Origin of the sequence: Streptomyces sp. NPDC048604, from assembly GCF_043199435.1 — a bacterium.
Taxonomy (GTDB): Bacteria; Actinomycetota; Actinomycetes; order Streptomycetales; family Streptomycetaceae; genus Streptomyces.
In genome coordinates this window covers 184,502-209,764 of the sequence record NZ_JBICVX010000007.1, presented here as the reverse complement: position 1 = coordinate 209,764, position 25,263 = coordinate 184,502, and the positions used below count along the sequence as shown (strand labels likewise).

Below are 25,263 nucleotides of genomic sequence, written 5' to 3'. Positions count from 1 at the left end.
CCTGAGAGTGACATCGCGTACAGGTCGGAACCCTTGAAATTGCGCCATGGCCCGTTGCTACCGGCGGGTTCGGGCCATGACGCGGCTTTCGTCCTGATCACTCACCGTGATCAAAAGTGCGGGCGTCCGCTCAGCCGTGCAGGACCTCGAACGCCTCTCTCATGAGCGCGCTGCGCTCATCTGTGCGCAGTACGTGTTCGAGTCCGAAACCGAGCAGAACGGTGTCCCGGGTGGTGACCGCGGCCTGCGAGTGGAAGAGGCCGGGAGAGCGCGCCCAGTCCTTGCCGTTGCCCGGGCTGCCGGACGGCGGACCCGGTACGGACCAGGCGCCGAGCGAGGTCTCGAAGCCCTCGGCGCCGGTGGCCGTGCCCCCGATGACGAGCCTGGTGTCGTCGACGAACACGCCCATCTCGTTGGTGCCGGGGTCGGAGATGTACGAGATCGACAGCTCGACCTGCTTGCCGGCGTAGCCGCTCAGGTCGATCGACGCCTGCTGCCAGCCGTTGGAGGAGCCGGTGAAGGCGTGCCAGGAGCCGCTGGTGCCGGTGGTGGCGCAGCCGTCCTGGCCGACGGTGAGGTAGCGGGCGAGGAAGGGGTGGCCGCGGACGTAGTAGCCCTCGCCGCAGTCGGCCGGGGCGGCGTCCGAGGTGCCGCCGTTGGCGTCGGGCAGCGTGGTCCAGTCGTCCTGGCCGGCGGTGCGGGCCTCGACGACGAGGTTGTCGTAGCCCTCCTCTGTGTCGTAGCTGACCTGGAACTGCAGGGCGGGCTTCGCCGCGGCGTCGACGGAGGTGAGGTCGACGGTGCGACTGAGCCGCATCCAGGCGTTGTCGGCGTGCCGGGCGGCCGCGAAGGACGTGCCCTCGTACGGCTCGAACGGGGTGCGCACGCCGGGGTAGTCGCCGCCGGAGGCACTGCGGAAGTGCGGGAACTCCCTCGGGTTCAGGGTGTCGGAGGTGACGGTGTACGCGCCGGCGTTGTCCAGCGGGTTGCCGGCGGCGGGGCCGAGCGTCGCCTTCGCGCCGGCGAAACCACCCGATCCGGCGAACGAGCCGGCGTTCTTCAGTCCGGCGCGGTGGAAGGCGCCGAGGTAGTACTGGGCGAAGTCGTTGGAGTCGGCGCGGCCGATGTCGACGAGACCGCCGGACTTCTCACCGGCGTTGACGAGCTTGCCGCCCTCGTTGAGGTAGTCGCGCACGGCCAGCATGACCGGTCCGGAGGGCCGCTCCGCGCCGGTGTACCAGACGACGGTGCGGAAGTGGTCCAGGACGCCGAGGGGGTGCGGCGCACCCTGCGTCGCCACGTCCCAGACGGCGGCGCCCCGGCCGTTCGCGGCGAGGGCCTGCACGTACGCGGCGGTGTGCTGTGCGGCGGCCGCGCCGCCCTCCTCGGCGAGCACCAGGACGTCCCCGCGCGGCCGTTCGGCGACCTTGTAGGTGAACGGGGCGGAGGAGGCGCGGGCGCCGTCGCGGCCGCGGGCGGTGAACCAGACCTCGACGGAGTCGCCGGGGCGGGCCCCCTCGACCTCGGCCCGGTAGCGGTCGTAGTACAGGTTGTCCTCGCCGCCGTAGACCTCGCCGCCCTTCCAGCGCTCCAGGTCCTCGGAGTGCGTACGACCGCCGTTGATCCGGTACTTGAGCTGCTTGTCGCGCAGCGACTTCCGGGCGGTCACCCGGACCTCCTGGTCGCCGCCGCGGGCGTAGGAGGTGGTGAAGGCGTCCGGGGTGAGCTCGGCGGCGGGCATGCCGACGGGCGAGACGGGGGCGTCGGGCCGTACGGCGGACTCGGCGACGGCCAGAGCGAACGGGATGTTCTTGGCGAACTCCTGCTGGATCAGCTTCTCGTCGTCCGGGAAGGTGAAGACGGACGCGCAGTCCGCCGGCTCCCAGGCGTCGTTCGGATCGATGCGGGAGACGGTGGCGCAGGTGGACATCTCCGGGGTGAACATCTGCATCCCGTTGACGTTCGCCGCGTGTCCGTCGGCCTCGCCGTTGGTGGTGTAGAGCTCGGAGGAGACCTGCGGGCGGTAGCCGGGGACGGCGGAGTTCTGCGGGGTGCCGGCGAGCGCCTTGAGCGCGGTGTCGTCGGGGGTGTCGGTGGCGACCTGCCAGCCGACGCCGTAGAGCAGCAGCTGGGCGGCGGAGTGGTAGTTGATGCCGTACTGGAAGCCGATGCGGCGTTCGAAGGCGTCCAGGGCGCGGGTCTCCGGCTCGGACATGGGGCCGGGGCCGCGGAAGGTCTCGTCGGCCGGGTCGGGCGACGAACCCTCGTTGTCGTAGCCCCACTTGTAGGCGAAGTTGCGGTTGAGGTCGATTCCGTCGCCGGGGCCGGTGCGGCCGTCGCCGTTGTTGTCGCGCAGGTTCTTGCGCCACTGGCGGTCGCCGTCGGGGGCGTGGGTGTAGTCGTAGCCGTCCGGGTTGGCGGAGAGCACGAACCACAGTTCGGTGGAGTCGACGATCTTCGTGAGGCGCTGGTCCTTGCCGTAGCCGTCGAGGTAGTGGTGCATCAGCCGCCGGGTCATCTCCGGGGTGATCCACTCGCGGGCGTGCTGGTTGGACAGGTAGAGCGTGGCGGGCTTGGTCCCGTCGCGGACGCTGTCGGCGTTCTTGGAGACCTTCAGGGCGAGGATGTCCTGGCCCTTGAGGCTCTTGCCGAGGGAGACGACCTTGGTGAGCGCCGGGTGCGCCCGCGCGGTGGCCAGGATCTCCTGCTTGAGGCCGTCCGGGCCGCCGTACGGCCGGAAGACGCCGTCGCCCGCGGCGGCGACGCGCTGCCGGGACTGTGCGGAGAGGGTGTGCCGGGCGAGGTCGACGCCCTTCTCGCGGAGCTGTCCGGCCTGCCGGTCGGAGAGGTGGAGTTCGACGGTGGCGGTGCCCCGCTCGGGGACCTGCTCGGTGAGTTCGTGTCCGTCGGTGCCGGCTTCGAGGAGCAGCGGCACCTGTTCCCTGGTGACCTGGGCGCGCCATACGGAGAGCCCGTCGTCGTCCCCGTCGTTCTGCGCCGCTCCGGCGGCCGGTGCCACGGCCAGTCCGGCAATCAAAAGTGACGCCGCCGCGAGAATCGCTCTCGCCCTTCGTCTCATTGGCCCCCCTTGCAGTCGTCTGCCACGAAAGTCAACAGACGCCAGGCTCATGACAGTTCATGATCATGTCAAGAACGCGTACGGGCGCGGCGGCACCTTCATGCGAACGGACGCGGGGGTTCCGGGACGGTGGCGCCAGGGGGCGGAAACGCCGCTGCCGGCGCCCCGTCGAAGGGCACCGGCAGCGTACGGCGTGCTGTTCCGCCGGGTCTCAGCCGACCAGGCTGTCGTCCAGCTCCTCCGTCAGATTGTGATCGGTCCCCGGGATGCCCAGGTCCGTGGCCCGCTTGTCGGCCATCGCCAGCAGCCGGCGGATCCGGCCGGCCACCGCGTCCTTGGTCAGCGGCGGGTCGGCGAGCGCGCCCAGCTCCTCCAGCGAGGCCTGCTTGTGCTCCATCCGCAGCCGGCCCGCGGCCGCGAGGTGCTCGGGCACCTCGTCGGCCAGGATCTCCAGGGCGCGCTGCACCCGCGCCCCGGCGGCGACCGCCGCACGGGCCGAGCGGCGCAGGTTGGCGTCGTCGAAGTTGGCCAGCCGGTTGGCGGTGGCCCGGACCTCGCGGCGCATCCGCCGCTCCTCCCAGGCCAGGACGGACTCGTGGGCACCGAGCCGGGTCAGCAGCGCGCCGATGGCGTCACCGTCGCGGACCACCACGCGGTCCACCCCGCGCACCTCACGGGCCTTCGCCGCGATGGACAGCCGCCGGGCCGCCCCGACCAGCGCCAGCGCCGCCTCCGGGCCCGGGCAGGTGACCTCAAGCGAGGAGGAGCGCCCCGGCTCGGTCAGCGAGCCGTGCGCCAGGAACGCGCCGCGCCAGGCCGCCTCGGCGTCGCAGGTCGCCCCGGAGACCACCTGCGGGGGCAGCCCGCGGATCGGCCGGCCGCGGCCGTCGACCAGGCCGGTCTGCCGGGCCAGCTGGTCGCCGCCCGCCACCACGCGCACCACGAACCGCGAGCCGCGGCGCAGCCCGCCGGGGGCCATCACGATCAGCTCGGAGCTGTGGCCGAAGATCTCCAGGATGTCGCGCTTGAGCCGACGGGCCGCCATCGCCGTGTCCAGCTCCGCCTCGATCACGATCCGGCCGCTCACCAGGTGCAGCCCGCCCGCGAACCGCAGGATCGACGAGACCTCGGCCTTCCTGCAGCAGGTCCGGGTGACGGGGAGCCGGGAGATCTCGTCCTTCACCGCTGCCGTCATCGCCATGGGCCGATCCTTCCATGCATCCGAAAAATACGGTCGTACGCGGCGGCCAGGAGCTCCGGATCGTGCTTCGGAGCCCCGTCGGGCCGGGCCACGGGCGCCAGCTCGAGCGCGGCGCCGAGCCGCTTGGCGGCATCGACCAGGGGCTCCCCTGCTGTCGCGTCGGGCACGGCGGCCTCGTCGGCCAGCACCACGTCCAGGGCGAGTTTAGGGGCGTGTCGCCCCAAAACCTCCAAATGACGCTGCGGTGAGAAGCCCTCTGTTTCACCCGGCTGCGGAGCGAGGTTCAGCGAGAGCACCTTCCGTGCCTTCGTCTGGACCAGCGCGTCGTACAGCTCCGGCACCAGCAGGTGCGGGATCACCGAGGAGAACCAGGACCCCGGGCCGAGCACCACCCAGTCGGCGTCCAGCACCGCGGCGACGGCCTCCGGCACGGCCGGCGGGTCGTTCGGCACCAGGTGCACCGACTGCACCTCGCCCGGGGTGAGCGCCACCGTCGCCTGGCCGCGCACGGTGTCCACGTCGTCCGGGCGGGCCGGATCGTGGCCCCTCACCAGGGCGCGCAGCTCCAGCGGCACCGCCGACATCGGCAGCACCCGGCCCTGCGCGCCGAGCAGCCGGCCGACCAGGTCCAGCGCCTGGACGGGGTCGCCGAGCTGCTCCCACAGCGCGACGATCAGCAGGTTGCCGACCGCGTGGCCGTGCATCTCGCCCTGCGACTGGAAGCGGTGCTGGATGACCCGGGCCCAGGTCTGGCCCCAGTCGTCGTCCCCGCAGAGCGCGGCGAGCGCCTTGCGCAGGTCGCCGGGCGGCAGCACGCCGAGCTCCTCCCGGAGCCGGCCGCTGGAGCCGCCGTCGTCGGCGACCGTGACCACCGCGGTGAGGTCCCCGGTGATCCGGCGCAGGGCGGCGAGGGAGGCGGACAGGCCCATGCCCCCGCCCAGCGCGACGACCTTCGGCTGGGCGCCGCGCCTGCGGAGCGTACGTACCGACAGGGTGGACGTACGCCGACGGTACGGCTTCACTCTCGCCCCATGTCCCGGTGGACGACGACGGTCTCGACCCCTTCCGCGGCGAGACGGGCGGCGAGCTTCTCGGCGGTGGCGACGGAGCGGTGCTTGCCGCCCGTGCAGCCGACGGCGATGGTCACGTACCGCTTGCCCTCGCGGCGGTAGCCGGCGGCGATGAGCTGGAGCAGCTCGGTGTAGCGGTCCAGGAACTCCTTGGCGCCGGGCTGGTTGTAGACGTAGTTCGAGACCTCCGGGTTGAGCCCGGTGAAGGGGCGCAGCTCGGGGACCCAGTGCGGGTTGGGCAGGAAGCGCATGTCGACGACGAGGTCGGCGTCGACCGGCAGGCCGTACTTGAACCCGAAGGACATGACGGTGGCCCGCAGCTCCGGCTCCTCGTCGCCGGCGAACTGGGCGTCCATCTTGGCGCGCAGCTCGTGCACGTTGAGGCTGGAGGTGTCGATCACGAGGTCGGCGTCCCCGCGCAGCTCGCGCAGCAGGTCGCGCTCGGCGGCGATGCCGTCGACGATCCGGCCGTCGCCCTGCAGCGGGTGCGGGCGGCGGACCGACTCGAAGCGCCGGACCAGCGCCTCGTCGGAGGACTCCAGGAAGACGATCCGCCGGGTGACCTGCTTGGCGTCGAGGTCGGCGAGGGAATCCCGGAGGTTGTCGAAGAAGCGCCGGCCGCGGACGTCCACGACGACGGCGATCCGGGCCACGTTGCCCTGGGAGCGGGCGCCGAGCTCCACCATGGTGGGGATCAGCGCGGGCGGCAGGTTGTCGACGACGAACCAGCCGAGGTCCTCCAGGCACTTGGCCGCGGTGGACCGGCCGGCGCCGGACATGCCGGAGATGATCACCAGCTCGGGGATGGCCGCGTCGGCGGCCTCGCCGGGCTCCTTCGTCGTGCCCGTGTTCACGTCTCCTGCTCCGTCTACTCGGTCGTGCTCGGTCATTCCGTGCTGCCCCCGTCTTCCATGATCTCTCCTGTCGCGGTGTTCACCGCGGGCGCGGCCGGGGCGGCCTGCGCCAGAGCGGCGGCGACGGCCTCGGCCGTCTTGCGGCCCATGCCGGGAACCTCGCAGATCTGCTCGATTGTCGCCTGTCGGAGCCGCTTCACCGAGCCGAAATGCTTGATCAACGCCTGTTTGCGCGTCTCGCCGAGGCCCCGGACGTCGTCCAGGGGGCTGCTGCGGACCTTCTTGTTCCGCTTCTGCCTCTGATAGCGGATGGCGAAATCGTGAGCCGTGTCACGCACCCGCTGGAGGAGATACAGCCCCTCGCTGGAGCGGGGCAGCACGACCGGGTCGTCGTCGCCCGGCAGCCAGACCTCCTCCAGCCGCTTGGCCAGGCCGCAGACCGCGATGTCGTCGATCCCGAGCTCGTCCAGGGCCCGGCGGGCGGCGGCCACCTGAGGCTGCCCGCCGTCGACCACGACGAGCTGCGGCGGGTACGCGAAGCGCTTGGGCCGGCCGTCCTCGTCCCGGCCCTCGCCGGGGGCGGGGACCTCGCCGGACCGCGCCGGGCCCTCGCCGTCGTTGTCGTGGGCCTCGCCGTCGAGCGGGACGGCCCACTCCCCCGTCTTCTCCTTCTCCGCCAGATAGCGCTTGAAGCGGCGGCTGATCACCTCGTGCATGGAGCGGACGTCGTCCTGCCCCTCGAAGCCCTTGATCTGGAAGCGGCGGTACTCGCCCTTGCGCGGCAGCCCGTCCTCGAAGACGACCATGGACGCCACCACGTCCTCGCCCTGGAGGTGCGAGATGTCGAAGCACTCGATGCGCAGCGGCGCCGAGTCCAGGTCGAGGGCCTCGGCGATCTCCTCCAGGGCCCGGGAGCGGGTGGTCAGATCGCTGGCGCGCTTGGTCTTGTGCAGCACCAGGGCCTGCTGCGCGTTGCGCGCGACGGTGGCCATCAGGTCCTTCTTGTCGCCGCGCTGCGGGACGCGCAGCGACACCTGGGAGCCGCGTCGCTCCGAGAGCCACTGCCCCACGGCGTCGGCGTCCTCGGGCAGGGCCGGGACGAGGACCTCCTTGGGGACCGCGTCGCCGCGCTCCTCGCCGTACAGCTGCTGCAGGGCGTGCTCGACCAGGCCCGCGGTGTCGACGGCCTCCACCTTGTCGGTGACCCAGCCGCGCTGGCCGCGCACCCGGCCGCCGCGGACGTGGAAGATCTGGACGGCGGCCTCCAGCTCGTCCTCGGCCAGGGCGATCAGATCGGCGTCGGTGGCGTCGGCGAGGACCACCGCGTTCTTCTCCATGGCACGGCGCAGGGCCGCTATGTCGTCGCGGAGCCGGGCGGCCTTCTCGTACTCCATGTCCTCGGCCGCCAGCGCCATCTGCTTCTCCAGGCGGCGCAGGTACGTGCCCGTCCGGCCGGCCATGAAGTCGCAGAACTCCTCGGCCAGTTCGCGGTGCTCCTCGGGGTCGATCCGGCCGACGCAGGGCGCGGAGCACTTGCCGATGTAGCCGAGCAGACAGGGCCGGCCGGCCGAGGCGGCGTTGCGGAACACCCCGGCGGAGCAGGTGCGGACGGGGAAGACGCGGAGCATCAGGTCGACGGTCTCGCGGATCGCCCAGGCGTGCGCGTACGGGCCGAAGTAGCGCACGCCCTTCTTCTTCTGGCCGCGCATGACCTGGACGCGCGGGTACTCCTCGTTCAGCGTGACGGCGAGGTAGGGATAGCTCTTGTCGTCCCGGTACTTGACGTTGAACCGGGGGTCGAACTCCTTGATCCAGGAGTACTCCAGCTGAAGCGCCTCGACCTCGGTGGAGACCACCGTCCACTCCACGGAGGCGGCGGTGGTGACCATGGTGGCCGTGCGCGGGTGCAGGCTCGCCAGCGGCTGGAAGTAGTTGGCGAGGCGCTGGCGCAGGGACTTGGCCTTGCCGACGTAGATCACCCGGCGGTGCTCGTCGCGGAACTTGTAGACCCCCGGCGAGTCGGGGATCTCTCCCGGCTTGGGGCGGTAGCTGGACGGGTCGGCCATGGGCCCCACCCTACTGGCGGGCGCCGACACTCCGGGCCGCCCTCGGACGTTGCCCGGGCACCCCGTCGCTCGTTGCCCGGGCATGACGAACGAGGCTTCGGGACGGCTGGCGGACCGGGCGTGCGTGATCACCGGCGCGGCCAGCGGAATCGGACGGGCGACGGCGGAGCGCTTCCTCCGTGAAGGCGCGCGGGTGGTCGCGGCGGACCTGGACGGGGAGCGCCTGGACGCGCTGTTCGGCGGGCGCGACCGGGTGGTGACCGTGGTGGGCGACGTGGCGCGGGAGGAGGACGCGCGGCGGATGGTCGCGGCGGCGGTGGAGGGCTGGGGCCGGATCGACGTCCTGGTCGCCAACGCGGGGGTGATCCCGCTCCTGGACGTGCTGGAGGCGACCGCCGGCGACTGGGACCGGGTGATGGCCGTCGACGGCCGGGGCATGTTCCTGACCTGCAAGTACGCGATCGAGGCGATGGCCGCTCAGGACGGCGGCGGCGCGATCGTGTGCACGTCGTCGGTCTCCGGGATGGCCGGCCAGGCCCGCCAGGCGGTCTACGGACCGGCCAAGTTCGTCGCGAGCGGTCTGACCAAGCACCTCGCGGTGGAGTGGGCGGCGCGCGGGATCCGGGTGAACGCGGTGGCCCCCGGCACCATCGAGACCGAGCGGGTGGCCGCCGCCCGGGTCGAGCCGGGCGGTCCGGAGTACCTGGAGAAGGTGGCCCGCGCCCATCCGATGGGCCGCTTCGGCGCCCCCGAGGAGGTCGCCGCCGCGATCCTGTTCCTGGCCTCGGACGAGGCGAGCTTCGTGACGGGGGCGATCCTGCCGGTGGACGGGGGGTATCTGGCGCAGTGAGGACGACGCGGTACCTGGCGCAGTGAAGGCGGCGGGGCTTGGGCGTCGGCGGCGGGGCTTGGGCGCCGCCGGCCGGGCTTACGCGTCCGGGCCGGCGATCAGCTTTCCGTCGACGACCTTGACCGGGACGGCGGGCAGCGGGACGGTCGCCGGGCCCTTGAGCGCCTTGCCGGTGGTCACGTCGAAGCGGCTGCCGTGGCAGGGGCAGTTGCCCTCGTTGTCCTCGATCTTGTCGAGCACGCAGCCGGCGTGGGTGCACTGGGCGCTGTACGCCTGGTACGTGCCCTGGGCCGGGCAGTGCACCAGGAGCCGCTGCTCGCGGTAGAGCTTCGCGCCGCCGACCGGGACCTCCGAGGCCGCGCCGAGGTCGACCGGCGCGGTCGGGGTGGGGGTCTTGGCATGGCCCAGCTTGGACTCGGTGGAGCAGGCCGCGACGCCGAGCCCGGCGGCGCCGGCGAGGGCGGCCCCCTTCAGTACGGTGCGGCGGTCGGGGGTCTGGCCGGACATGGGCGCTCCACGGTGAGGATCGGGGCATGGCGGATCGGGGCAAGAGGGCACCAGCGGTGACCGATCCGACGATACCGGCGGGCCTGTGGGGGCCGGCGGCCGGGCTGTCCCGGGCCGGGAGGGATGGGCTACGTTCCGGTACGTGATCGTCGTCGCCGGTGAGTCCCTGATCGACCTGGTCCCGGACGGGACCGCCGCCGCTCCGCCCGGGCCGCTGGACCCTCTGGTGCCGCGGCGCGGCGGAGGGCCGTACAACACGGCGGTGGCGCTGGGGCGGCTCGGCGCGGACGTGGCCTTCTGTTCGCGGGTCTCCACGGACGGCTTCGGCGAGGCGCTGATGGACGGGCTGCACGCCGCGGGGGTGCGGACCGATCTGGTGCAGCGCGGTCCGGAGCCGACGACGCTGGCCGTGGCGACACTGGGCGCGGACGGTTCCGCCGGGTACGGCTTCTACGCGGAGGGTACGGCGGACCGGCTGTTCACGCTGCCGGAGCGGCTGCCGGACACGGTGCGGGCGCTGTCCTTCGGGACGCTGTCACTGGCCCTGGAGCCGGGCGCGAGCGCGTACGAGGCGCTGCTGCGGCGGGAGGCGGGGCGCGGGGCGCTGACCCTGCTCGACCCGAACGTCCGGGCCGCGCTGATCCCGGAGGCGGCGGCCTACCGGGCGCGGTTCCGGCGCTGGCTGCCGTACGTGTCGCTGCTGAAGCTCTCCGAGGACGACGCGCGCTGGCTCGGCGGTGCTCCGCAGGAGTGGCTGGCCGCCGGCCCTGCGGCGGTGGTGCTGACCCGGGGCGCGGCGGGCCTGACCGTGTACACGCGCACGCTGACCGTCTCGGTGCCCGGCGTGCCGGTGGCCGTCGCGGACACCATCGGCGCGGGCGACACGGTGAACGCGGCTCTGCTGCACGCCCTGGCGGGCCGCAGCCCGCAGGAGCCGGCGGCGCTCGGCGAGGACGCCTGGCGGGACGTGCTCGGGTACGCCGCCGAGGCGGCCGCGCTGACGTGCACCCGCCCGGGCGCGGAGCCCCCGTACGCGACGGAACTCCGCTCCCCGCCGGCGCTCTAGGGGCGGCGGGCGGTACGGGCGCGTGGGCGGAGGGGCCCAACGCCCCGCCCACGCGCCCCGTCCTGACCTCAGGCCTTGCGGGCCCGTGCGGTCGTCTTCTTCGCGGCGGTCTTGGCGGTCACCGCCTTCTTGGCCGCGGTCTTCTTGGCCGGGACCGCCTTCTTCACCGCCGTCGAGTTGACGGTCTTCTTCGCGGCCGAGCCTCCCTTGCGGGCGGCCGGGACGGTCGCGTCGCTGATCCGGTCCGCGCCCAGGATCTCCCGGAGGAACTTGCCCGTGTGGCTGGCCGGCACCGAGGCGACCTCCTCCGGGGTGCCCTCGGCGATGACCAGGCCGCCGCCGCTGCCGCCCTCGGGGCCCATGTCGACGACCCAGTCGGCGGTCTTGATGACGTCCAGGTTGTGCTCGATGACGATCACCGAGTTGCCCTTGTCCACCAGGCCCGACAGGACCTTGATCAGCTTCGAGATGTCCTCGAAGTGCAGACCGGTCGTGGGCTCGTCGAGCACGTAGACGGTGCGGCCGGTGGAGCGCTTCTGCAGCTCGGAGGCGAGCTTGACGCGCTGCGCCTCGCCGCCGGAGAGCGTGGGCGCGGACTGGCCGAGCCGGACGTACCCGAGGCCGACCTCGTTGAGCGTGCGCAGGTGCCGGGCGATGGTCGGGACGGCCTCGAAGAAGTCCAGGGCCTCCTCGATCGGCATGTCCAGGACCTCGGCGATGGACTTGCCCTTGTAGTGGACCTCCAGGGTCTCCCGGTTGTACCGGGCGCCGTGGCAGACCTCGCACGGGACGTAGACGTCCGGGAGGAAGTTCATCTCGATCTTGATGGTGCCGTCGCCGGAGCAGTTCTCGCAGCGGCCGCCCTTGACGTTGAAGGAGAACCGGCCCGGCAGGTAGCCGCGGACCTTGGCCTCCATCGTCTCCGCGAAGAGCTTGCGGACGTGGTCGAAGACGCCCGTGTACGTCGCCGGGTTGGACCGCGGGGTGCGGCCGATGGGCGACTGGTCGACGTGCACGACCTTGTCGACGAGGTCGTCGCCGTCGACCCGGGTGTGCCGGCCGGGCACCGACTTCGCGCCGTTCAGCTCGCGCGCCAGGTGGGTGTAGAGGATGTCGTTGACCAGGGTGGACTTGCCGGAGCCGGAGACGCCGGTGACGGCGGTGAGCACGCCGAGCGGGAACGACACGTCGATGTCCCGCAGGTTGTTCTCCCGCGCGCCGTGCACGGTCAGCTGCCGGGTCGGGTCCACCGGCCGCCGGATGTCCGGCGTGGCGATGGCCTTCTTGCCGGCCAGGTACTGCCCGGTCATCGACTCCTTGTTGGCCAGCAGCTCCTTCAGCGGGCCGGAGTGGACGACCTTGCCGCCGTGCTCGCCGGCGCCGGGGCCGATGTCGACGACCCAGTCGGCGACCTTGATGGTGTCCTCGTCGTGCTCGACGACGATGAGCGTGTTGCCCATGTCGCGGAGCCGGACCAGGGTCTCGATGAGCCGGTGGTTGTCCCGCTGGTGCAGGCCGATGGACGGCTCGTCGAGCACGTACAGCACACCGACCAGGCCGGAGCCGATCTGGGTGGCGAGCCGGATGCGCTGGGCCTCGCCGCCGGAGAGCGTGCCGGCGGCGCGGTTGAGCGAGAGGTAGTCCAGGCCGACGTCGACCAGGAACCGCAGTCGCTCGTTGACCTCCTTCAGCACCCGCTCGGCGATCTTCTTGTCGCGGGCGTCCAGGGTCATGCCGCCGAGGAAGTCGGCGCACTCGCTGATCGACATCGCCGCGACCTCGGCGATGGACCTGTCCATGATCGTGACCGCGAGCACGATCGGCTTCAGGCGCGTGCCCTCACAGGTGGGGCAGGGCACCTCGCGCATGTAGCCCTCGAAGCGCTCGCGGCTGGAGTCGCTCTCGGCGTCGCTGTGGCGCCGCTTGACGAAGGAGACCGCGCCCTCGAAGGCGGGGGTGACATAGGCCCGCTCGCGGCCGTACCGGTTGCGGTAGCGGACCTCGACCTGGGTCTTGTGCCCGTGCATCAGGGCCTTCTTGGCCCGCTGCGGGAGGGCGGCGTACGGGATGTCGGTGCTGAAGTTGAGCGCCTGCGCGAGACCGCCGATGAGCCGGCCGAAGTACTCCTTGGTGTGGCCGTGCGACCAGGGGTGGATGGCGCCCTCGTCGAGGGAGCGCTCCTCGTCCGGGACGATCAGCTCGGGGTCGACCTCCATGCGGGTGCCGATGCCGGTGCAGTCCGGGCAGGCGCCGAAGGGCGAGTTGAAGGAGAAGGAGCGGGGCTCCAGCTCCTCGAAGGAGAGGTCGTCGTACGGGCAGTACAGGTGCTCCGAGTACATCCGCTCGCGCTCGGGGTCGTCCTCGGGGAGGTCGACGAAGTCGAGCACGACCATGCCGCCGGACAGGCCGAGGGCGGTCTCGACGGAGTCGGTGAGCCGGCGCTTGGCGGAGTCCTTCACGGTGAGGCGGTCGACGACCACCTCGATCGTGTGCTTCTCCTGCTTCTTCAGCGTGGGCGGCTCGCTGAGCTGGATCGTCTTCCCGTCGACCCGGGCGCGGCTGTAGCCCTTGGTCTGGAGGTCGGCGAAGAGGTCGACGAACTCGCCCTTGCGCTCGCGGACCAGCGGGGAGAGCACCTGGAAGCGGCTGCCCTCGGGCAGCTCCAGGACCTTGTCGACGATGGCCTGCGGCGACTGGCGGGAGATGGGGCGGCGGCACTCGGGGCAGTGCGGCTTGCCGATGCGGGCGAACAGCAGCCGGAGGTAGTCGTAGACCTCCGTGATGGTGCCGACCGTCGAGCGGGGGTTGCGCGAAGTGGACTTCTGGTCGATCGAGACGGCCGGCGACAGCCCCTCGATGAAGTCGACGTCCGGCTTGTCCATCTGGCCGAGGAACTGCCGGGCGTACGAGGAGAGGGACTCGACGTAACGGCGCTGCCCCTCCGCGAAGATCGTGTCGAACGCGAGCGACGACTTGCCCGACCCCGAGAGCCCGGTGAAGACGATGAGGGAGTCACGCGGGAGGTCGAGCGAGACGTTCTTGAGGTTGTGCTCGCGAGCGCCACGAACGATGAGACGGTCGGCCACGCCGGTCCGCACCTTTCTTGAGAGAGCGGATGTGCCTGAACACCCAACAACCAAGGATGCCGGATGCTTCCGTCGAGCCTATAGCACGCACATTCGATTTCCGCGCACTCTTCGCCTGCTTCACCCGAACGAGTGGGCAGCGCTAGGGTCGGCGCCATGATCGACCATGTACGCGACCTGGCCTCCGTGCGCGAGGCGACCCAGCGGCTCATCGACGCGGCCGCCGCCCTGGACAACGCGGCGCTCGCCGAGCCGTCACGGCTCCCCGGCTGGACCCGCGGCCACGTCCTGGCCCATGTCTCCCGCAACGCCGACGCCCTCGTGAACGTGCTCCGGGGCCTGCCCATGTACAAGGACGCCGCGACCCGCGAGGCCGACATCCAGCGCGACGCCGGCCGCCCGCTCGACGTCCACCTCGCCGACCTGCGCGAGAGCGCCGGACGCTTCCTGGCCGTGGGCACCGAGCCCGGCGACTGGGAGCGCCTCGTCGAGCTGCGCAACGGCGTCACCGACCACGCCGCCCGCATCCCCTTCCGCCGCTGGGTCGAGGTGGACCTGCACCATGTGGACCTCGGCGTCGGGTACGAGCTGGAGGACCTGCCGGACGAGTTCACCGAGCGCGAGATCGCCTTCCTCGCCGACCGCTGGTCGGGCCGCTCCGACGTGCCGCCGGTGACGCTCCGGTCCTACACGGGCGGGCCGAGCTGGACCACCGGCGGCACCGAGGGCGCCCCCGTCGTCCTGGAGGGCTCCTTCGCCGATCTGCTCGGCTGGCTGTCGGGCCGCGGCGAGAAGGGCGCCCACCTCGGCGTCGTCTCCGGCGACGGTCTCCCCGAGCTCCCCCCGCTATAGGCTGATTCCATGACGTACAGCGGAGCGGTGAAGGTCGGCGGACCCGCGGACGTGCACGAGCTGACGGGTCTGATGATCTCGAAGGTCGCGGTCGGTCCGATGGACAACAACGCGTATCTGCTGCGCTGCCGGGCGACCGGCGAGCAGCTGCTCATCGACGCGGCCGCCGAGCCGCGGACCCTGCTCACCCTGATCGGCGACGACGGCATCGCGTCCGTCGTCACGACCCACCGGCACGGCGACCACTGGCAGGCCCTGGCCGAGGTGGTCGGCGCCACCGGCGCCACGACGTACGCCGGGGCGCACGACGCGGACGGCATCCCCGTCACCACCGACGTCCGGGTCGAGGACGGCGACACGATCCGCGTCGGCCGGGTCGAGCTCACCGCCCGCCACCTGGTCGGGCACACGCCCGGCTCGATCGCCCTGGTCTACGACGACCCGCACGGCCACCCGCACGTCTTCACCGGCGACTGCCTGTTCCCGGGCGGGGTCGGCAACACGTGGAAGGACCCGGAGGCGTTCGCGAGCCTGATCCACGACGTCGAGACCAAGCTCTTCGCCGTGCTGCCGGACGAGACCTGGGTGTACCCGGGCCACGGCAACGACACCACGCTCGGCGACGAGCGGCCGAAGCTCCCGGAGTGGCACGAGCGCGGCTGGTAGCCCTCCGGCGACGGGGAGCGCCCCGGACGAAAGGGAGCGCGCGGCCCGGCGCCGCGCGCTTCCGTACGCCCCCGTAACCGGGGAGCGGCCCGGGTAGTTGGCGCGGCATGCACTCCTCTCCCCCCGCCACGGCGCCGCCGGGCGCGCCCTCCATGGGGCGGCTCGCCGCCGCCTCGCTCGCCGGCACGGCCGTCGAGTTCTACGACTTCTTCGTCTACGGCACGGCGGCCGCGCTGGTGCTCGGCCCCCTGTTCTTCCCCACCTTCTCGCCGCTGGCCGGCACCCTGGCCGCGCTGGGCACCTTCGCGGTCGGCTTCCTCTCCCGGCCGATCGGGTCCGCCCTGTTCGGGCACATCGGCGACCGGTACGGGCGGCGGCCGGTCATGTTCGCCTCGCTGCTGCTGACCGGCTGCGCCACGGTCGCGGTCGGCTGCGTCCCCTCGTACGCCTCGATCGGCATCGCCGCCCCGGCGCTGCTGCTGGTGCTGCGCTTCCTGCAGGGCCTGGGGCTCGGCGGGGAGTGGGGCGGGGCGGTGCTGCTGACGGCCGAGCACGCTCCGGCGAAGCGGCGCGGCCTTTGGGCGAGCTTCCCGCAGATCGGTCCGGCCGTGGGCTTCCTGCTGGCGAACGGGGTGATGCTGGCCCTGTCGGCCGCCCTGAGCGACGAGCAGTTCCGCTCGTGGGGCTGGCGGGTGCCGTTCTGGGCGGCGGGGCTGCTCGCGGCGGGCGGGCTGCTGCTGCGCTCCTCGCTGGCGGAGACCCCACAGTTCACGGAGCTGGCGCAGGCCGGGAAGCGGGCGAGCGCGCCGCTGGCGGAGGTGGCGCGCGGGCACTGGCGGCTGGTGCTGCTGACGGCCGGGGCGCTGGCCGTCGGGTACGCGGTGTTCTACACGGTCTCGACATGGGCGCTGGCGTACGGCACGGAGCGGCTCGGGGTGAGCCGCACGGTGATGCTGGGCTGCATCATGGCGGCGGTGGCGGTCAAGGGCGCGGTGACGCCGTTCGCGGCGATGCTGGGCGACCGGTACGGGCGGCGGCCGTTGTGCCTGGCGGGGTGCGCGGCCTCGGCGGTGTGGGCGTTCCCGATGGTGGGGCTGCTGCACACCGCGCAGCCGCTGCTGATGTTCCTGGGCTTCCTGGGCTCCATGCTCGCGTTCATCACGATGTTCGCGGTGGTCGCCGCGTATCTGCCGGAGCTGTACGAGCCGCGGGTGCGCTGCACCGGAGCGGCGGTCGGCTACAACCTGGCGGGGGTGCTCGGCGGGGCGCTGACGCCGATCGTGGCGACGGCGGTGGCGGAACGTGCGGGCTCGGGGCCGCCGTGGGCGGTGGCGGGCTATCTGACGCTGGTGGCGCTGCTGAGCCTGGGCTGCTTCGCGCTGCTGCCGGAGACCCTGCCCGCCGCCGAGAAGACGGAGGACGCACCGGAGCCCGCACCGGCCTGATCGGCCGGTGCGGGCTCCTGGGGGTGGCGTGCGGTCAGGCGTCGACGCCGGCCTTCGGGGTCTGGTCCCCCTCGGCCGCCTGAGAATCCTGGTTCTCCGGAGTCTGCTGGTTCTTCTGGTTCTCCAGCTCCGCCTGCTTCTCCAGCTTCTCCTGCTTCTTCGAGGCGATCAGGCTGGTGATCGTCGTGATGACCAGGACGCCGCCGATGAAGGCGAGCGAGAACGGGATGGAGATCTCCGGGACGTGCACCCCGGACTCGTGCAGGGCGTGCAACACCAGCTTGACGCCGATGAAGCCGAGGATCACCGACAGGCCGTAGCTGAGGTGGACCAGCTTCTTCAGCAGGCCGCCGATCAGGAAGTACAGCTGACGCAGACCCATCAGGGCGAAGGCGTTGGCGGTGAAGACGATGTACGGGTCCTGGGTCAGGCCGAAGATCGCCGGGATCGAGTCGAGCGCGAAGAGAAGGTCGGTGGTGCCGATGGCGAGCATGACCACCATCAGCGGGGTCAGCACCCGCTTGCCGTTGACCTGGATGAACAGCTTGGTGCCGTGGTACCGGTCGGCGACGCCGAACTTCTTCTCGATCGACTTGAGCAGGCGGTTCTCCTCCCAGTCGTCCTCCTCGTCGCCCTTGCGGGCCTCCTGGACGAGCTTCCAGGCGGTGTAGATCAGGAACGCGCCGAAGATGTAGAACACCCAGGAGAAGCTGGCGATGATCGCCGCGCCGGCGGCGATGAAGATCGCGCGCAGGACCAGGGCGATGATCACGCCGACCAGCAGTACGCGCTGCTGGAGGTGGGACGGCACCGCGAACTTCGCCATGATCAGGACGAAGACGAAGAGGTTGTCGACGCTCAGCGACTTCTCGGTGATGTAGCCGGCGAAGAACTCGCCGGCCGGCTGGCTGCCGCCGAAGGCCCAAAGGCCCAGGCCGAACAGCGCGGCCAGGACGATCCACACGACCGTCCAGATTCCGGCTTCCTTGACCGACACGTCATGGGGCTTGCGCCCGATGAAGAAGTCGATCGCGATCAGGGCGGCGAGACCGAGAATGGTCACTGCCCAAAGGGTCGGGGATACGTCCACTGCGCCTCCGGCGTCGTACGGCTCGTCATCAGCGTCGTCGCTGCCGGAGGTCTCTTCCACCCGGGTGATTCCGGGCCGGCGCCCCGGGACCGATTCAGGTCATCGGTCCGTATTGACGGGAACGCCGCACACGGGGAGTACTCCCCTCCGCTCCCGGAAGGTTACCCGAAAGACCAAGGGAAGGTAAAGGGAAGGGTAAAGGGCTGCCAAGAGGCCAGGTCAGCGCCCCCATTCCCGTCGGGCGTGGGCGACTTGGTCAAGCACCTGCCACAGGATCCGGCTGCCTTCAGGCACCAGCGGGGGCTCGTACGTCCAGGCATGGCCGACCCACGGGTCGGCGAGGTGGTCGTCCGCGACCGGGGAGAGCCGGAGCAGCTTGCGCCACATGGGGTCGAGCAGCGGACCGTAGGCGCTGGCCTCGTCCCGGTCGGCCACCATCATCAGGTGCACGCCGACGGACGGGCCCTCGTCGGCGAGATAGCGCAGCTGGGTGACCGCACGGTCGTCGAAGCCGTGCGGGAAGTCGTGGACGATCAGCAGCTGCTCGCCCGGGACCAGACCGGGCGGCAGCGCGTCGGCCGCGCCGGCCCGTGCGGCCATCTGCAGCAGGTCCACGCGGTCGGTCAGCTGGGCGAGGACGGCGGAGACGCCGGCCGGACCGGAGGCGGGCGGGGTGGCGAGCACGCCGGTCTCGACGAGCGGGGCGAGCGAGGCGGCTCCGGAGCCCGCCGCGTCGACGACGTGGACGGTGAAGTCGCCGGCCGGGTAGACGGCGAGCAGCCGGGAGGCGAGCGCGACGGCGGTGTCCAGGGCGAGCCGGCGCAGCGTGCCCTCGTCGAGCAGGTTGGCCGCCTCCGAGCGGCCGCGGCCGCTGTCCACCCACAGGCCCCGCTCCAGCGGCAGCCGCACGAGCATGGGGATGCGCAGATCGGTCTGCTCCGGCAGGTGCAGATCGCCCAGGCGCAGGGCCATGGGGATCTCCATCGGGACGCGGTACGCGTGCCAGACCGGGTTGTCCCAGCCGGCGAAGGCGGCCGGCAGCGCGGGCTCCACGACCGCGGACTCGGCGGCCAGCTGGGCGAGGTCGCGGTCCAGGACCTCGCGGGCCCGGCCGGTCAGCTCGTCGTGCTTGGTGCGGGCCTCGGCGCGGGCGGCGTCGCCCTGGCCGCCGATGCGGCTGCGCGGGTCGGACAGGACGCGGTCGAGCTCCTGGTCCATCCGGGACTCGGCGAAGTCGCAGGCGCTGCGGTACGCGGCGGTGGTGCGGGCCAGGTCCTCGAACATGCCCCAGACCTGGTTGTAGAGCCGCTCCTCCATGGACCAGCCGTTGGCGTCGCCGGCGACGGGGACCCGAGGGCCCTGCGGCGAACCGGCGGGCGGGTTCGCGGGCTGCGGGGCCGGGGCGGCGGGCCGGCGGCGCGGGTGCGCGTAGTCGATGGGGCCGCCGGCGCCGGTGCCGCCCGCGGGGCCCTGGGCGGGCGGGTCGGCGGGTGCGGGCGGCGGCGACGCGGGCGCGGGGGGCGGCGGGGCCGCGGGCCGGCCGCCGGACGTCGGGTCCGGCGCGGCGGCGGGCGTCGAGTGGCGGACCCGCTCGGCCTCGGGGACGCGCGGCGGCGGGGCGGACACCGAGCGGGCGAGGCCGCGGGCGACCGCGTCCAGGATCGTGCCGGCCAGTTCGGCCGAGCCCGCCAGGCCCTGGTCGGCGAGCATGGCCGCGAGGCCGCCCTCGTAGCCCTGGCCGACGGCGCGGACCTTCCACGCGCCCTGGCGGCGGTACAGCTCCAGGGCGTAGACCGCGGACTCGGCGTCGAGTCCGGTGATGGTGTAGCTGGCGACCTCGGCGCCGTCGAGACCGGTGACGGCGACGAACGGCGCGGCGAGGGCGCCGAAGCGGCCCGGGCCGCCGACGCCGACGGGCAGCGCGAGCAGCAGCGAGACGCGGTGCACCGAGGCGGGGATCGCCTCCAGGTCCACCGCGAGGCGGTGGTCGGCGGCTGCCTGCTGGGAGACCTCCACGCCGGGCAGCGACGGGGAGCCGGGGTGGGCGATCCACTCGACGCCGGCCACGCGGCCGCCCTCGTCGGCGAGCGTGGCGCCGGCGACGACGGGGTGACCGGCCGACACGCGGATCTCCAGTCGGGTGTCGGGCAAGGGGTGGTTCTGCCCCCGGACCAGCTCGGCCGTCATCGGCGTGTGTCCCCTCGAAGCTGTGGTTCGGATGTGCTCGGATGCTCGGATGTGCCCTGGGTGGTGCAGGGAGGCCATGCGGGACAGCTCCCGGGGGCCGCTGCCTCCGGGAGCTGTTTCATACGACTGCCGTCCTGCTTACAGGTGCGGCAGGATCGCCGGCATCAGGTCCTGGAAGGTACGGCCGTTGGCCGGGTTGCCCAGGGCCGTCATCTGCCAGCCGCTGCCGGCCCGGTGGACCTTGGCCATGATCTGGGCGGTGTACTGGCCGCCGCCGTCCAGGGTGTAGCGGGCGAGCTCCTGGCCGTTCGTCTCGTCGACGATGCGGCAGAAGGCGTTCTGCACCTCCTGGAACGTCTGGCCGGTGAAGGAGTTCACCGTGAAGACGATCTGGTCGATGTGGACCGGCACCCGCTGCAGGTCGACGAGAATGGCCTCGTCGTCCCCGCCCTGGCCAGCGCCGCCGACCAGGTTGTCGCCGGTGTGCCGGACCGAGCCGTCCTCGCTGATGAGGTGACGGAAGAAGACCACGTCCACCGGCTGCTTGTCGGCGAAGAGGACCGCCGAGGCGTCCAGGTCGATCTCCCGGGTGCGCGAGCCGAACAGCCCGCGACGCGGCGCGGCCTGCCAGCCGAGGCCCATCCGCACCGAGCTGAGGCTGCCCCCGTCCCTCTTCTCCAGGTTGATGGCCTGCCCCTTGGTCATGTTGACCGTCACGCGCTGTCCCCTCTCGTTGCGTTTCCGCCGTACGTGCGCCGCCCCCGCGGCAGCCTTCCGCATGCGGTTGTCAGCACCCTACGCAGGGGCACTGACACCGCAGCAGTTAGGGCCGTTTTTGTGTCGGTCTTGCAACACACCGCACGCGCCGGGCGGGTGGAACGGTCAGGCGAGTCCCGCCTCCTTCATCTGGCGCAACTCCTTCTTCAACTCCCCCACCTCGTCGCGGAGCCGGGCGGCGATCTCGAACTGCAGCTCCGCGGCGGCGGCCCGCATCCGCTCCGTCATCTCCTCGATGAGCGCGGACAGTTCGGCGACGGGACGCTCGCCGAGGTCGAGGGTGCCGCCCTTGGCGCCCGCCTTGGCCTTCTGCGGCGTGTGTGCCGCGAGCGAGGGCACCGGGGCCTTGGCGGCCTTGCCGTCCTTGTTCCTGCGGTAGCCCGTCCCGAGGAGCTCCTCGGTGTCGACCTCCTCGCGGGCGATGGTCGCGACGATGTCGTTGATCTTCTTGCGCAGCGGCTGCGGGTCGATGCCGTGCGCCTCGTTGTACGCGATCTGCTTGGCGCGGCGGCGGTTGGTCTCGTCGATCGCCTTGTCCATCGCCGGGGTGATCGTGTCCGCGTACATGTGGACCTGGCCGGAGACGTTGCGGGCCGCGCGGCCGATGGTCTGGATCAGCGAGGTGCCCGACCGCAGGAAGCCCTGCTTGTCGGCGTCGAGGATGGCGACCAGGGAGACCTCGGGCAGGTCGAGGCCCTCACGGAGCAGGTTGATGCCGACGAGGACGTCGTACTCGCCGGCCCGCAGCTCGCGCAGCAGCTCGACGCGGCGCAGGGTGTCGACGTCGCTGTGCAGGTAGCGGACCTGGATGCCGAGCTCCAGGAAGTAGTCGGTGAGGTCCTCGGCCATCTTCTTGGTGAGGGTCGTGACCAGCACCCGCTCGTCCCGCTCGGTGCGCAGCCGGATCTCGTGCACCAGGTCGTCGATCTGGCCCTCGGTGGGCTTGACGACGACCTCGGGGTCGACGAGGCCGGTGGGGCGGATGATCTGCTCGACGAAGCCGTGGCCGCGGGAGAGTTCGTATGTGCCGGGGGTGGCCGACAGGTACACGGTCTGGCCGATCCGCTCCTGGAACTCCTCCCACTTCAGCGGGCGGTTGTCGAGCGCGGAGGGCAGCCGGAAGCCGTGGTCGACGAGGGTCCGCTTGCGGGAGGCGTCGCCTTCGTGCATCGCGCCGATCTGCGGCACGGTGACGTGGGACTCGTCGATGACGAGCAGGAAGTCCTCGGGGAAGTAGTCCAGGAGGGTGTTGGGCGCGGAGCCGGGCTCGCGGCCGTCGAAGTGCATCGAGTAGTTCTCGATGCCGGAGCAGGAGCCGATCTGACGCATCATCTCGATGTCGTAGGTGGTGCGCATGCGCAGCCGCTGGGACTCGAGGAGCTTGCCCTGCTTGTCGAGCTCGGCGAGCCGCTGCTCCAGCTCGCGCTCGATGTCGTTGATCGCCCGCTCCATGCGCTCCGGTCCGGCCACGTAGTGGCTGGCGGGGAACACGTACAGCTCGCTGTCGTCGCTGATGACCTCGCCGGTGAGCGGGTGGAGGGTGGACAGCGCCTCGATCTCGTCGCCGAACATCTCGATGCGGACGGCGAGCTCCTCGTAGACCGGGAAGATCTCGATGGTGTCGCCCCGGACCCGGAAGGTGCCACGGGTGAAGGCGTGGTCGTTGCGGGTGTACTGGATGTCGACGAAGCGGCGCAGCAGCTGGTCCCGGTCGAGCTCCTCGCCGACCTTGAGCCGGACCATCCGGTCCACGTACTCCTGCGGGGTGCCGAGGCCGTAGATGCAGGAGACGGAGGCGACCACGACCACGTCGCGCCGGGTGAGCAGCGAGTTCGTCGCGGAGTGGCGCAGCCGCTCGACCTCCTCGTTGATCGAGGAGTCCTTCTCGATGTAGGTGTCCGACTGCGGGACGTACGCCTCGGGCTGGTAGTAGTCGTAGTACGAGACGAAGTACTCGACCGCGTTGTTCGGCAGGAGCTCGCGGAACTCGTTCGCCAGCTGGGCGGCAAGCGTCTTGTTCGGCGCCATGACGAGCGTCGGGCGCTGGAGGCGCTCGATCATCCAGGCGGTGGTCGCCGACTTGCCGGTGCCGGTGGCCCCGAGCAGCACGACGTCCTTCTCACCGGCGCGGATGCGCCGCTCGAGGTCGTCGATGGCCGTGGGCTGGTCGCCACTGGGCTTGAAGGGGCTGACGACCTCGAAGGGCGCCACCGTGCGTTCGATCTGGGAAACGGGCCGCATGCACCCACCGTACGACCCGCCACTGACAGCCGGGCGCGGATCGGCCCGCTGCCCCGGCGCCACCGGGTCCTGGGCCCGGGGTCACCAGTCCTGGGGGTGGTGTCCGTCGCGGCGCGCCGTGCGGGCGGAGGGCCGGCGGGAGGTCCGGCCGGCGGGCTCGCCGTAGGCGGGGGCGGGGATCTTGGGCCGGGGCGGAGTGGGGCGGCCGGAGGGCTTCTGCCAGTCGGGCTCGCCCATGACGAGGAGCGGGTCGAACATCACCACGACCGCGGCAAGGACCAGGAAGACCGCGGGGCCGATCAGCATGGGCAGCAGCAGCGAGGCCGCGGTGTCGCCGGTGCCGGGCGGCGGGGAGCCGTGCACGTGGACGCGGACGGCGGCCATGGCGGTGTAGTGCATGCCGCTGACCGCGAGCCCCATGACCAGGCTGGCGCCGAGGCTGGCTGCGAAGCCGTGCACGGAGACCGCGGCCCACAGGGCGGTGGTGGCCGCGACGACGGCGATCAGCACGGACAGGGCAACGGTGAGGGTGTCGTACTCCACCCGCCCCTGGAACCGCATTCCGGCCATGCCCAGGTAGTGCATGGTGGCGACGCCGAGGCCGGTGATCGTGCCGCCGGTGACCAGAGCGAGCGCGGTGGCGCCCCGGTAGCCGACGATGAAGATGCCGATGCCGACCATGACGATGGCGACGGCGAGGCTGGCGAAGGTGATCGGGCGGTCGTAGCCGATCGGGACGCGCCGCACGGAGAAGCCCATCATCGCGATGAAGTGCATGGTCCAGATGCCGGTCCCTATGGAGGTGGCCCCGAGGGCCAGCCAGCCGGCCTTGAAGCTGTCGCCGTTACGCAGGGATCTGGTGGTGCAGCGCAGCCCCAGGGCTCCTCCGAGGCACGCCATGAGAAAGGCGGCCACGGGCGTGACGAGGCCATAGCTGAATCCGTCGACCGTGCCCTGCATGAGTGTGTGTCCTCCCACCCCTGAACGGCCCAACGGCCGAAAACCGCCGGACCGGCTGCGTCCCCCTGCCCGGGCGAGATTATGGCGCTCATTGCGGCCGGCAAACATGTGCGGGGGGATTCACCTGGGCCGAGACTGCGTCCTGATGCGGTCTGGGCGGTTCCGTTCATGTTCCGGCCAGGCTCCGCCCGCCCTGTGTTGCCGATGGTCTGCCAGGCTCATTTTCGTCCGCTGTTCAACCTCCGCCGTCTCTACCGCCGTCCCTCTGCAGCCCCTCCGCTGCCGCCCGACTTGTACTGACCGCCGCGCCCGACCGACGCGAGGAGCCGTCATGTCCGCACGTCCCGTCGCCCCGACCGCCGCCACGGCCGCCGCCGCGCTGCTGGGCGTCGGCGCCCTGCTGGCCCCCGGACACTCCGCGACCCGCCCCGCCGTGCAGAGCGCGCGCGTCCTGCCCCTGGTGATCGCCCACCGCGGCGCCTCCGCGTACGCCCCGGAGAACACCCTCGCCGCGGTCGACCTGGCCCGGGAACTGGGCTCCGAGTGGGTGGAGAACGACGTCCAGCGCAGCAGGGACGGCGAGCTGGTCGTCGTCCACGACGACACCCTGGCCCGCACCACGGACGTCGAGCAGCGCTACCCGGGCCGGGCGCCCTGGCGCGTGCGGGACTTCACGGCGGCCGAGATCGCCACACTGGACGCGGGCAGCTGGTTCGGCGGGCGCTGGGCGGGCGCGCGGGTGCCCACCCTGCGCGAGTACCTGCACCGGGTGGACGCCAACGGCCAGAAGCTGCTCCTGGAGATCAAGAATCCGGAGCTGTACCCGGGGATCGAGGCGGACACGCTGCGCGTCCTGGGCCAGGAGGGCTGGCTGGAACGGCGGCACGTGCGGTACGGGCTGGTCGTGCAGAGCTTCGGGGCGGCCGCGCTGAAGGCGGTCCACGCGCAGCGGCCGGACGTCGTCACCGGCTTCCTGGGCACGCCCGCCATGGCCGACCTGCCCGCGTACGCCGCCTTCGCCGACCAGATCAATCCCTCCCACGCCACGGTCACCGCCGACTACGTGGCCGCCGTGCAGGCCCTCAAGGGCCCGCACGGCGTGCCGCTGCGGGTCACCACATGGACGGTGAACGACGCGGCGGGCGCGCGGCGGGTGGCCGCCGCCGGCGTGGACGGGATCATCACCGACCGCCCGGACGTGGTCGCGGACGCCGTCGCCGGGGGCTGAGCCGGGGCGGGTCCGCGCGGGCTGTCAGTGGCCGGTCG

The 25,263-nt window shown here is 72.1% G+C and carries 18 protein-coding genes; 6 read left to right on the top strand and 12 right to left on the bottom strand.

The annotated features are described in order from the left end of the window. Window positions 1-130: 130 nt before the first annotated feature. The 5 genes from ACGFMM_RS17100 to uvrC form a co-directional block, all read right to left on the bottom strand. Window positions 131-3,079 (bottom strand): M14 family zinc carboxypeptidase, encoded by a 2,949-nt coding sequence (locus ACGFMM_RS17100; protein ID WP_393647136.1) that lies wholly within the window; start codon window positions 3,077-3,079, stop codon window positions 131-133. A 211-nt stretch (window positions 3,080-3,290) separates the two neighbouring features. Beyond that, window positions 3,291-4,280 (bottom strand): DNA-binding protein WhiA, encoded by a 990-nt coding sequence (gene whiA, locus ACGFMM_RS17095; protein ID WP_393647135.1) that lies wholly within the window; start codon window positions 4,278-4,280, stop codon window positions 3,291-3,293. After that, window positions 4,271-5,302: a uridine diphosphate-N-acetylglucosamine-binding protein YvcK gene (gene yvcK / locus ACGFMM_RS17090; RefSeq protein ID WP_393647134.1), complete on the bottom strand. Its 1,032-nt coding sequence runs from the start codon at window positions 5,300-5,302 to the stop codon at window positions 4,271-4,273. Before yvcK ends, whiA begins: the two co-directional genes overlap by 10 nt. Beyond that, entirely contained in the window at window positions 5,299-6,240 is a 942-nt protein-coding gene (gene rapZ, locus ACGFMM_RS17085; RefSeq protein WP_393647133.1) for an RNase adapter RapZ, read from the bottom strand. Before rapZ ends, yvcK begins: the two co-directional genes overlap by 4 nt. Next, a complete protein-coding gene (gene uvrC, locus ACGFMM_RS17080) occupies window positions 6,237-8,270 on the bottom strand; it encodes an excinuclease ABC subunit UvrC (protein WP_393647132.1) in 2,034 nt (677 codons plus the stop codon). The genes rapZ and uvrC overlap by 4 nt, the downstream gene beginning before the upstream one ends. A gap of 82 nt (window positions 8,271-8,352) precedes the next feature. Between uvrC and ACGFMM_RS17075 the strand changes: the two genes are divergently transcribed. Further along, window positions 8,353-9,120, top strand: coding sequence for an SDR family NAD(P)-dependent oxidoreductase (locus tag ACGFMM_RS17075; RefSeq protein WP_393647131.1), 768 nt, complete (start codon window positions 8,353-8,355; stop codon window positions 9,118-9,120). A gap of 78 nt (window positions 9,121-9,198) precedes the next feature. On the opposite strand, the gene ACGFMM_RS17070 is transcribed toward ACGFMM_RS17075, so the two are convergent. Then, entirely contained in the window at window positions 9,199-9,627 is a 429-nt protein-coding gene (locus ACGFMM_RS17070) for a Rieske (2Fe-2S) protein (RefSeq protein WP_393647130.1), read from the bottom strand. Window positions 9,628-9,769: 142 nt separating this feature from the next. Between ACGFMM_RS17070 and ACGFMM_RS17065 the strand changes: the two genes are divergently transcribed. Continuing rightward, on the top strand, window positions 9,770-10,693 hold the full coding sequence (locus ACGFMM_RS17065) for a carbohydrate kinase (protein ID WP_393647129.1): 924 nt from the start codon (window positions 9,770-9,772) through the stop codon (window positions 10,691-10,693). Between the two features lie 68 nt (window positions 10,694-10,761). On the opposite strand, the gene uvrA is transcribed toward ACGFMM_RS17065, so the two are convergent. Then, window positions 10,762-13,779 (bottom strand): excinuclease ABC subunit UvrA, encoded by a 3,018-nt coding sequence (gene uvrA, locus ACGFMM_RS17060; RefSeq protein WP_393647128.1) that lies wholly within the window; start codon window positions 13,777-13,779, stop codon window positions 10,762-10,764. 156 nt (window positions 13,780-13,935) lie between these two features. On the opposite strand from uvrA, the gene ACGFMM_RS17055 reads away from it, so the two are divergent. From ACGFMM_RS17055 to ACGFMM_RS17045, 3 genes are all read left to right on the top strand, one after another. Then, on the top strand, window positions 13,936-14,631 hold the full coding sequence (locus ACGFMM_RS17055) for a maleylpyruvate isomerase family mycothiol-dependent enzyme (RefSeq protein WP_393647127.1): 696 nt from the start codon (window positions 13,936-13,938) through the stop codon (window positions 14,629-14,631). A gap of 9 nt (window positions 14,632-14,640) precedes the next feature. Next, entirely contained in the window at window positions 14,641-15,297 is a 657-nt protein-coding gene (locus ACGFMM_RS17050; protein ID WP_393647126.1) for an MBL fold metallo-hydrolase, read from the top strand. 152 nt (window positions 15,298-15,449) lie between these two features. Next, window positions 15,450-16,742, top strand: a complete 1,293-nt coding sequence (locus ACGFMM_RS17045) for an MFS transporter (protein ID WP_393647273.1) — start codon at window positions 15,450-15,452, stop codon at window positions 16,740-16,742. Between the two features lie 34 nt (window positions 16,743-16,776). Here the strand turns inward: ACGFMM_RS17045 and ACGFMM_RS17040 are convergent, their stop codons facing one another. From ACGFMM_RS17040 to ACGFMM_RS17020, 5 genes are all read right to left on the bottom strand, one after another. Further along, window positions 16,777-17,832, bottom strand: coding sequence for a TerC family protein (locus ACGFMM_RS17040; RefSeq protein WP_393647272.1), 1,056 nt, complete (start codon window positions 17,830-17,832; stop codon window positions 16,777-16,779). A gap of 219 nt (window positions 17,833-18,051) precedes the next feature. Further along, window positions 18,052-20,019, bottom strand: coding sequence for a TerD family protein (locus ACGFMM_RS17035; protein ID WP_393647125.1), 1,968 nt, complete (start codon window positions 20,017-20,019; stop codon window positions 18,052-18,054). 138 nt (window positions 20,020-20,157) lie between these two features. Further along, complete coding sequence (locus ACGFMM_RS17030) at window positions 20,158-20,736, bottom strand: TerD family protein (protein WP_393647124.1); 579 nt, start codon at window positions 20,734-20,736, stop codon at window positions 20,158-20,160. A 165-nt stretch (window positions 20,737-20,901) separates the two neighbouring features. Next, on the bottom strand, window positions 20,902-23,037 hold the full coding sequence (uvrB, locus tag ACGFMM_RS17025) for an excinuclease ABC subunit UvrB (protein WP_393647123.1): 2,136 nt from the start codon (window positions 23,035-23,037) through the stop codon (window positions 20,902-20,904). Window positions 23,038-23,118: 81 nt separating this feature from the next. Further along, window positions 23,119-23,997: an MHYT domain-containing protein gene (locus ACGFMM_RS17020; protein WP_393647122.1), complete on the bottom strand. Its 879-nt coding sequence runs from the start codon at window positions 23,995-23,997 to the stop codon at window positions 23,119-23,121. A gap of 331 nt (window positions 23,998-24,328) precedes the next feature. Between ACGFMM_RS17020 and ACGFMM_RS17015 the strand changes: the two genes are divergently transcribed. Next, on the top strand, window positions 24,329-25,225 hold the full coding sequence (locus ACGFMM_RS17015) for a glycerophosphodiester phosphodiesterase (protein ID WP_393647121.1): 897 nt from the start codon (window positions 24,329-24,331) through the stop codon (window positions 25,223-25,225). Window positions 25,226-25,263: the final 38 nt, after the last annotated feature.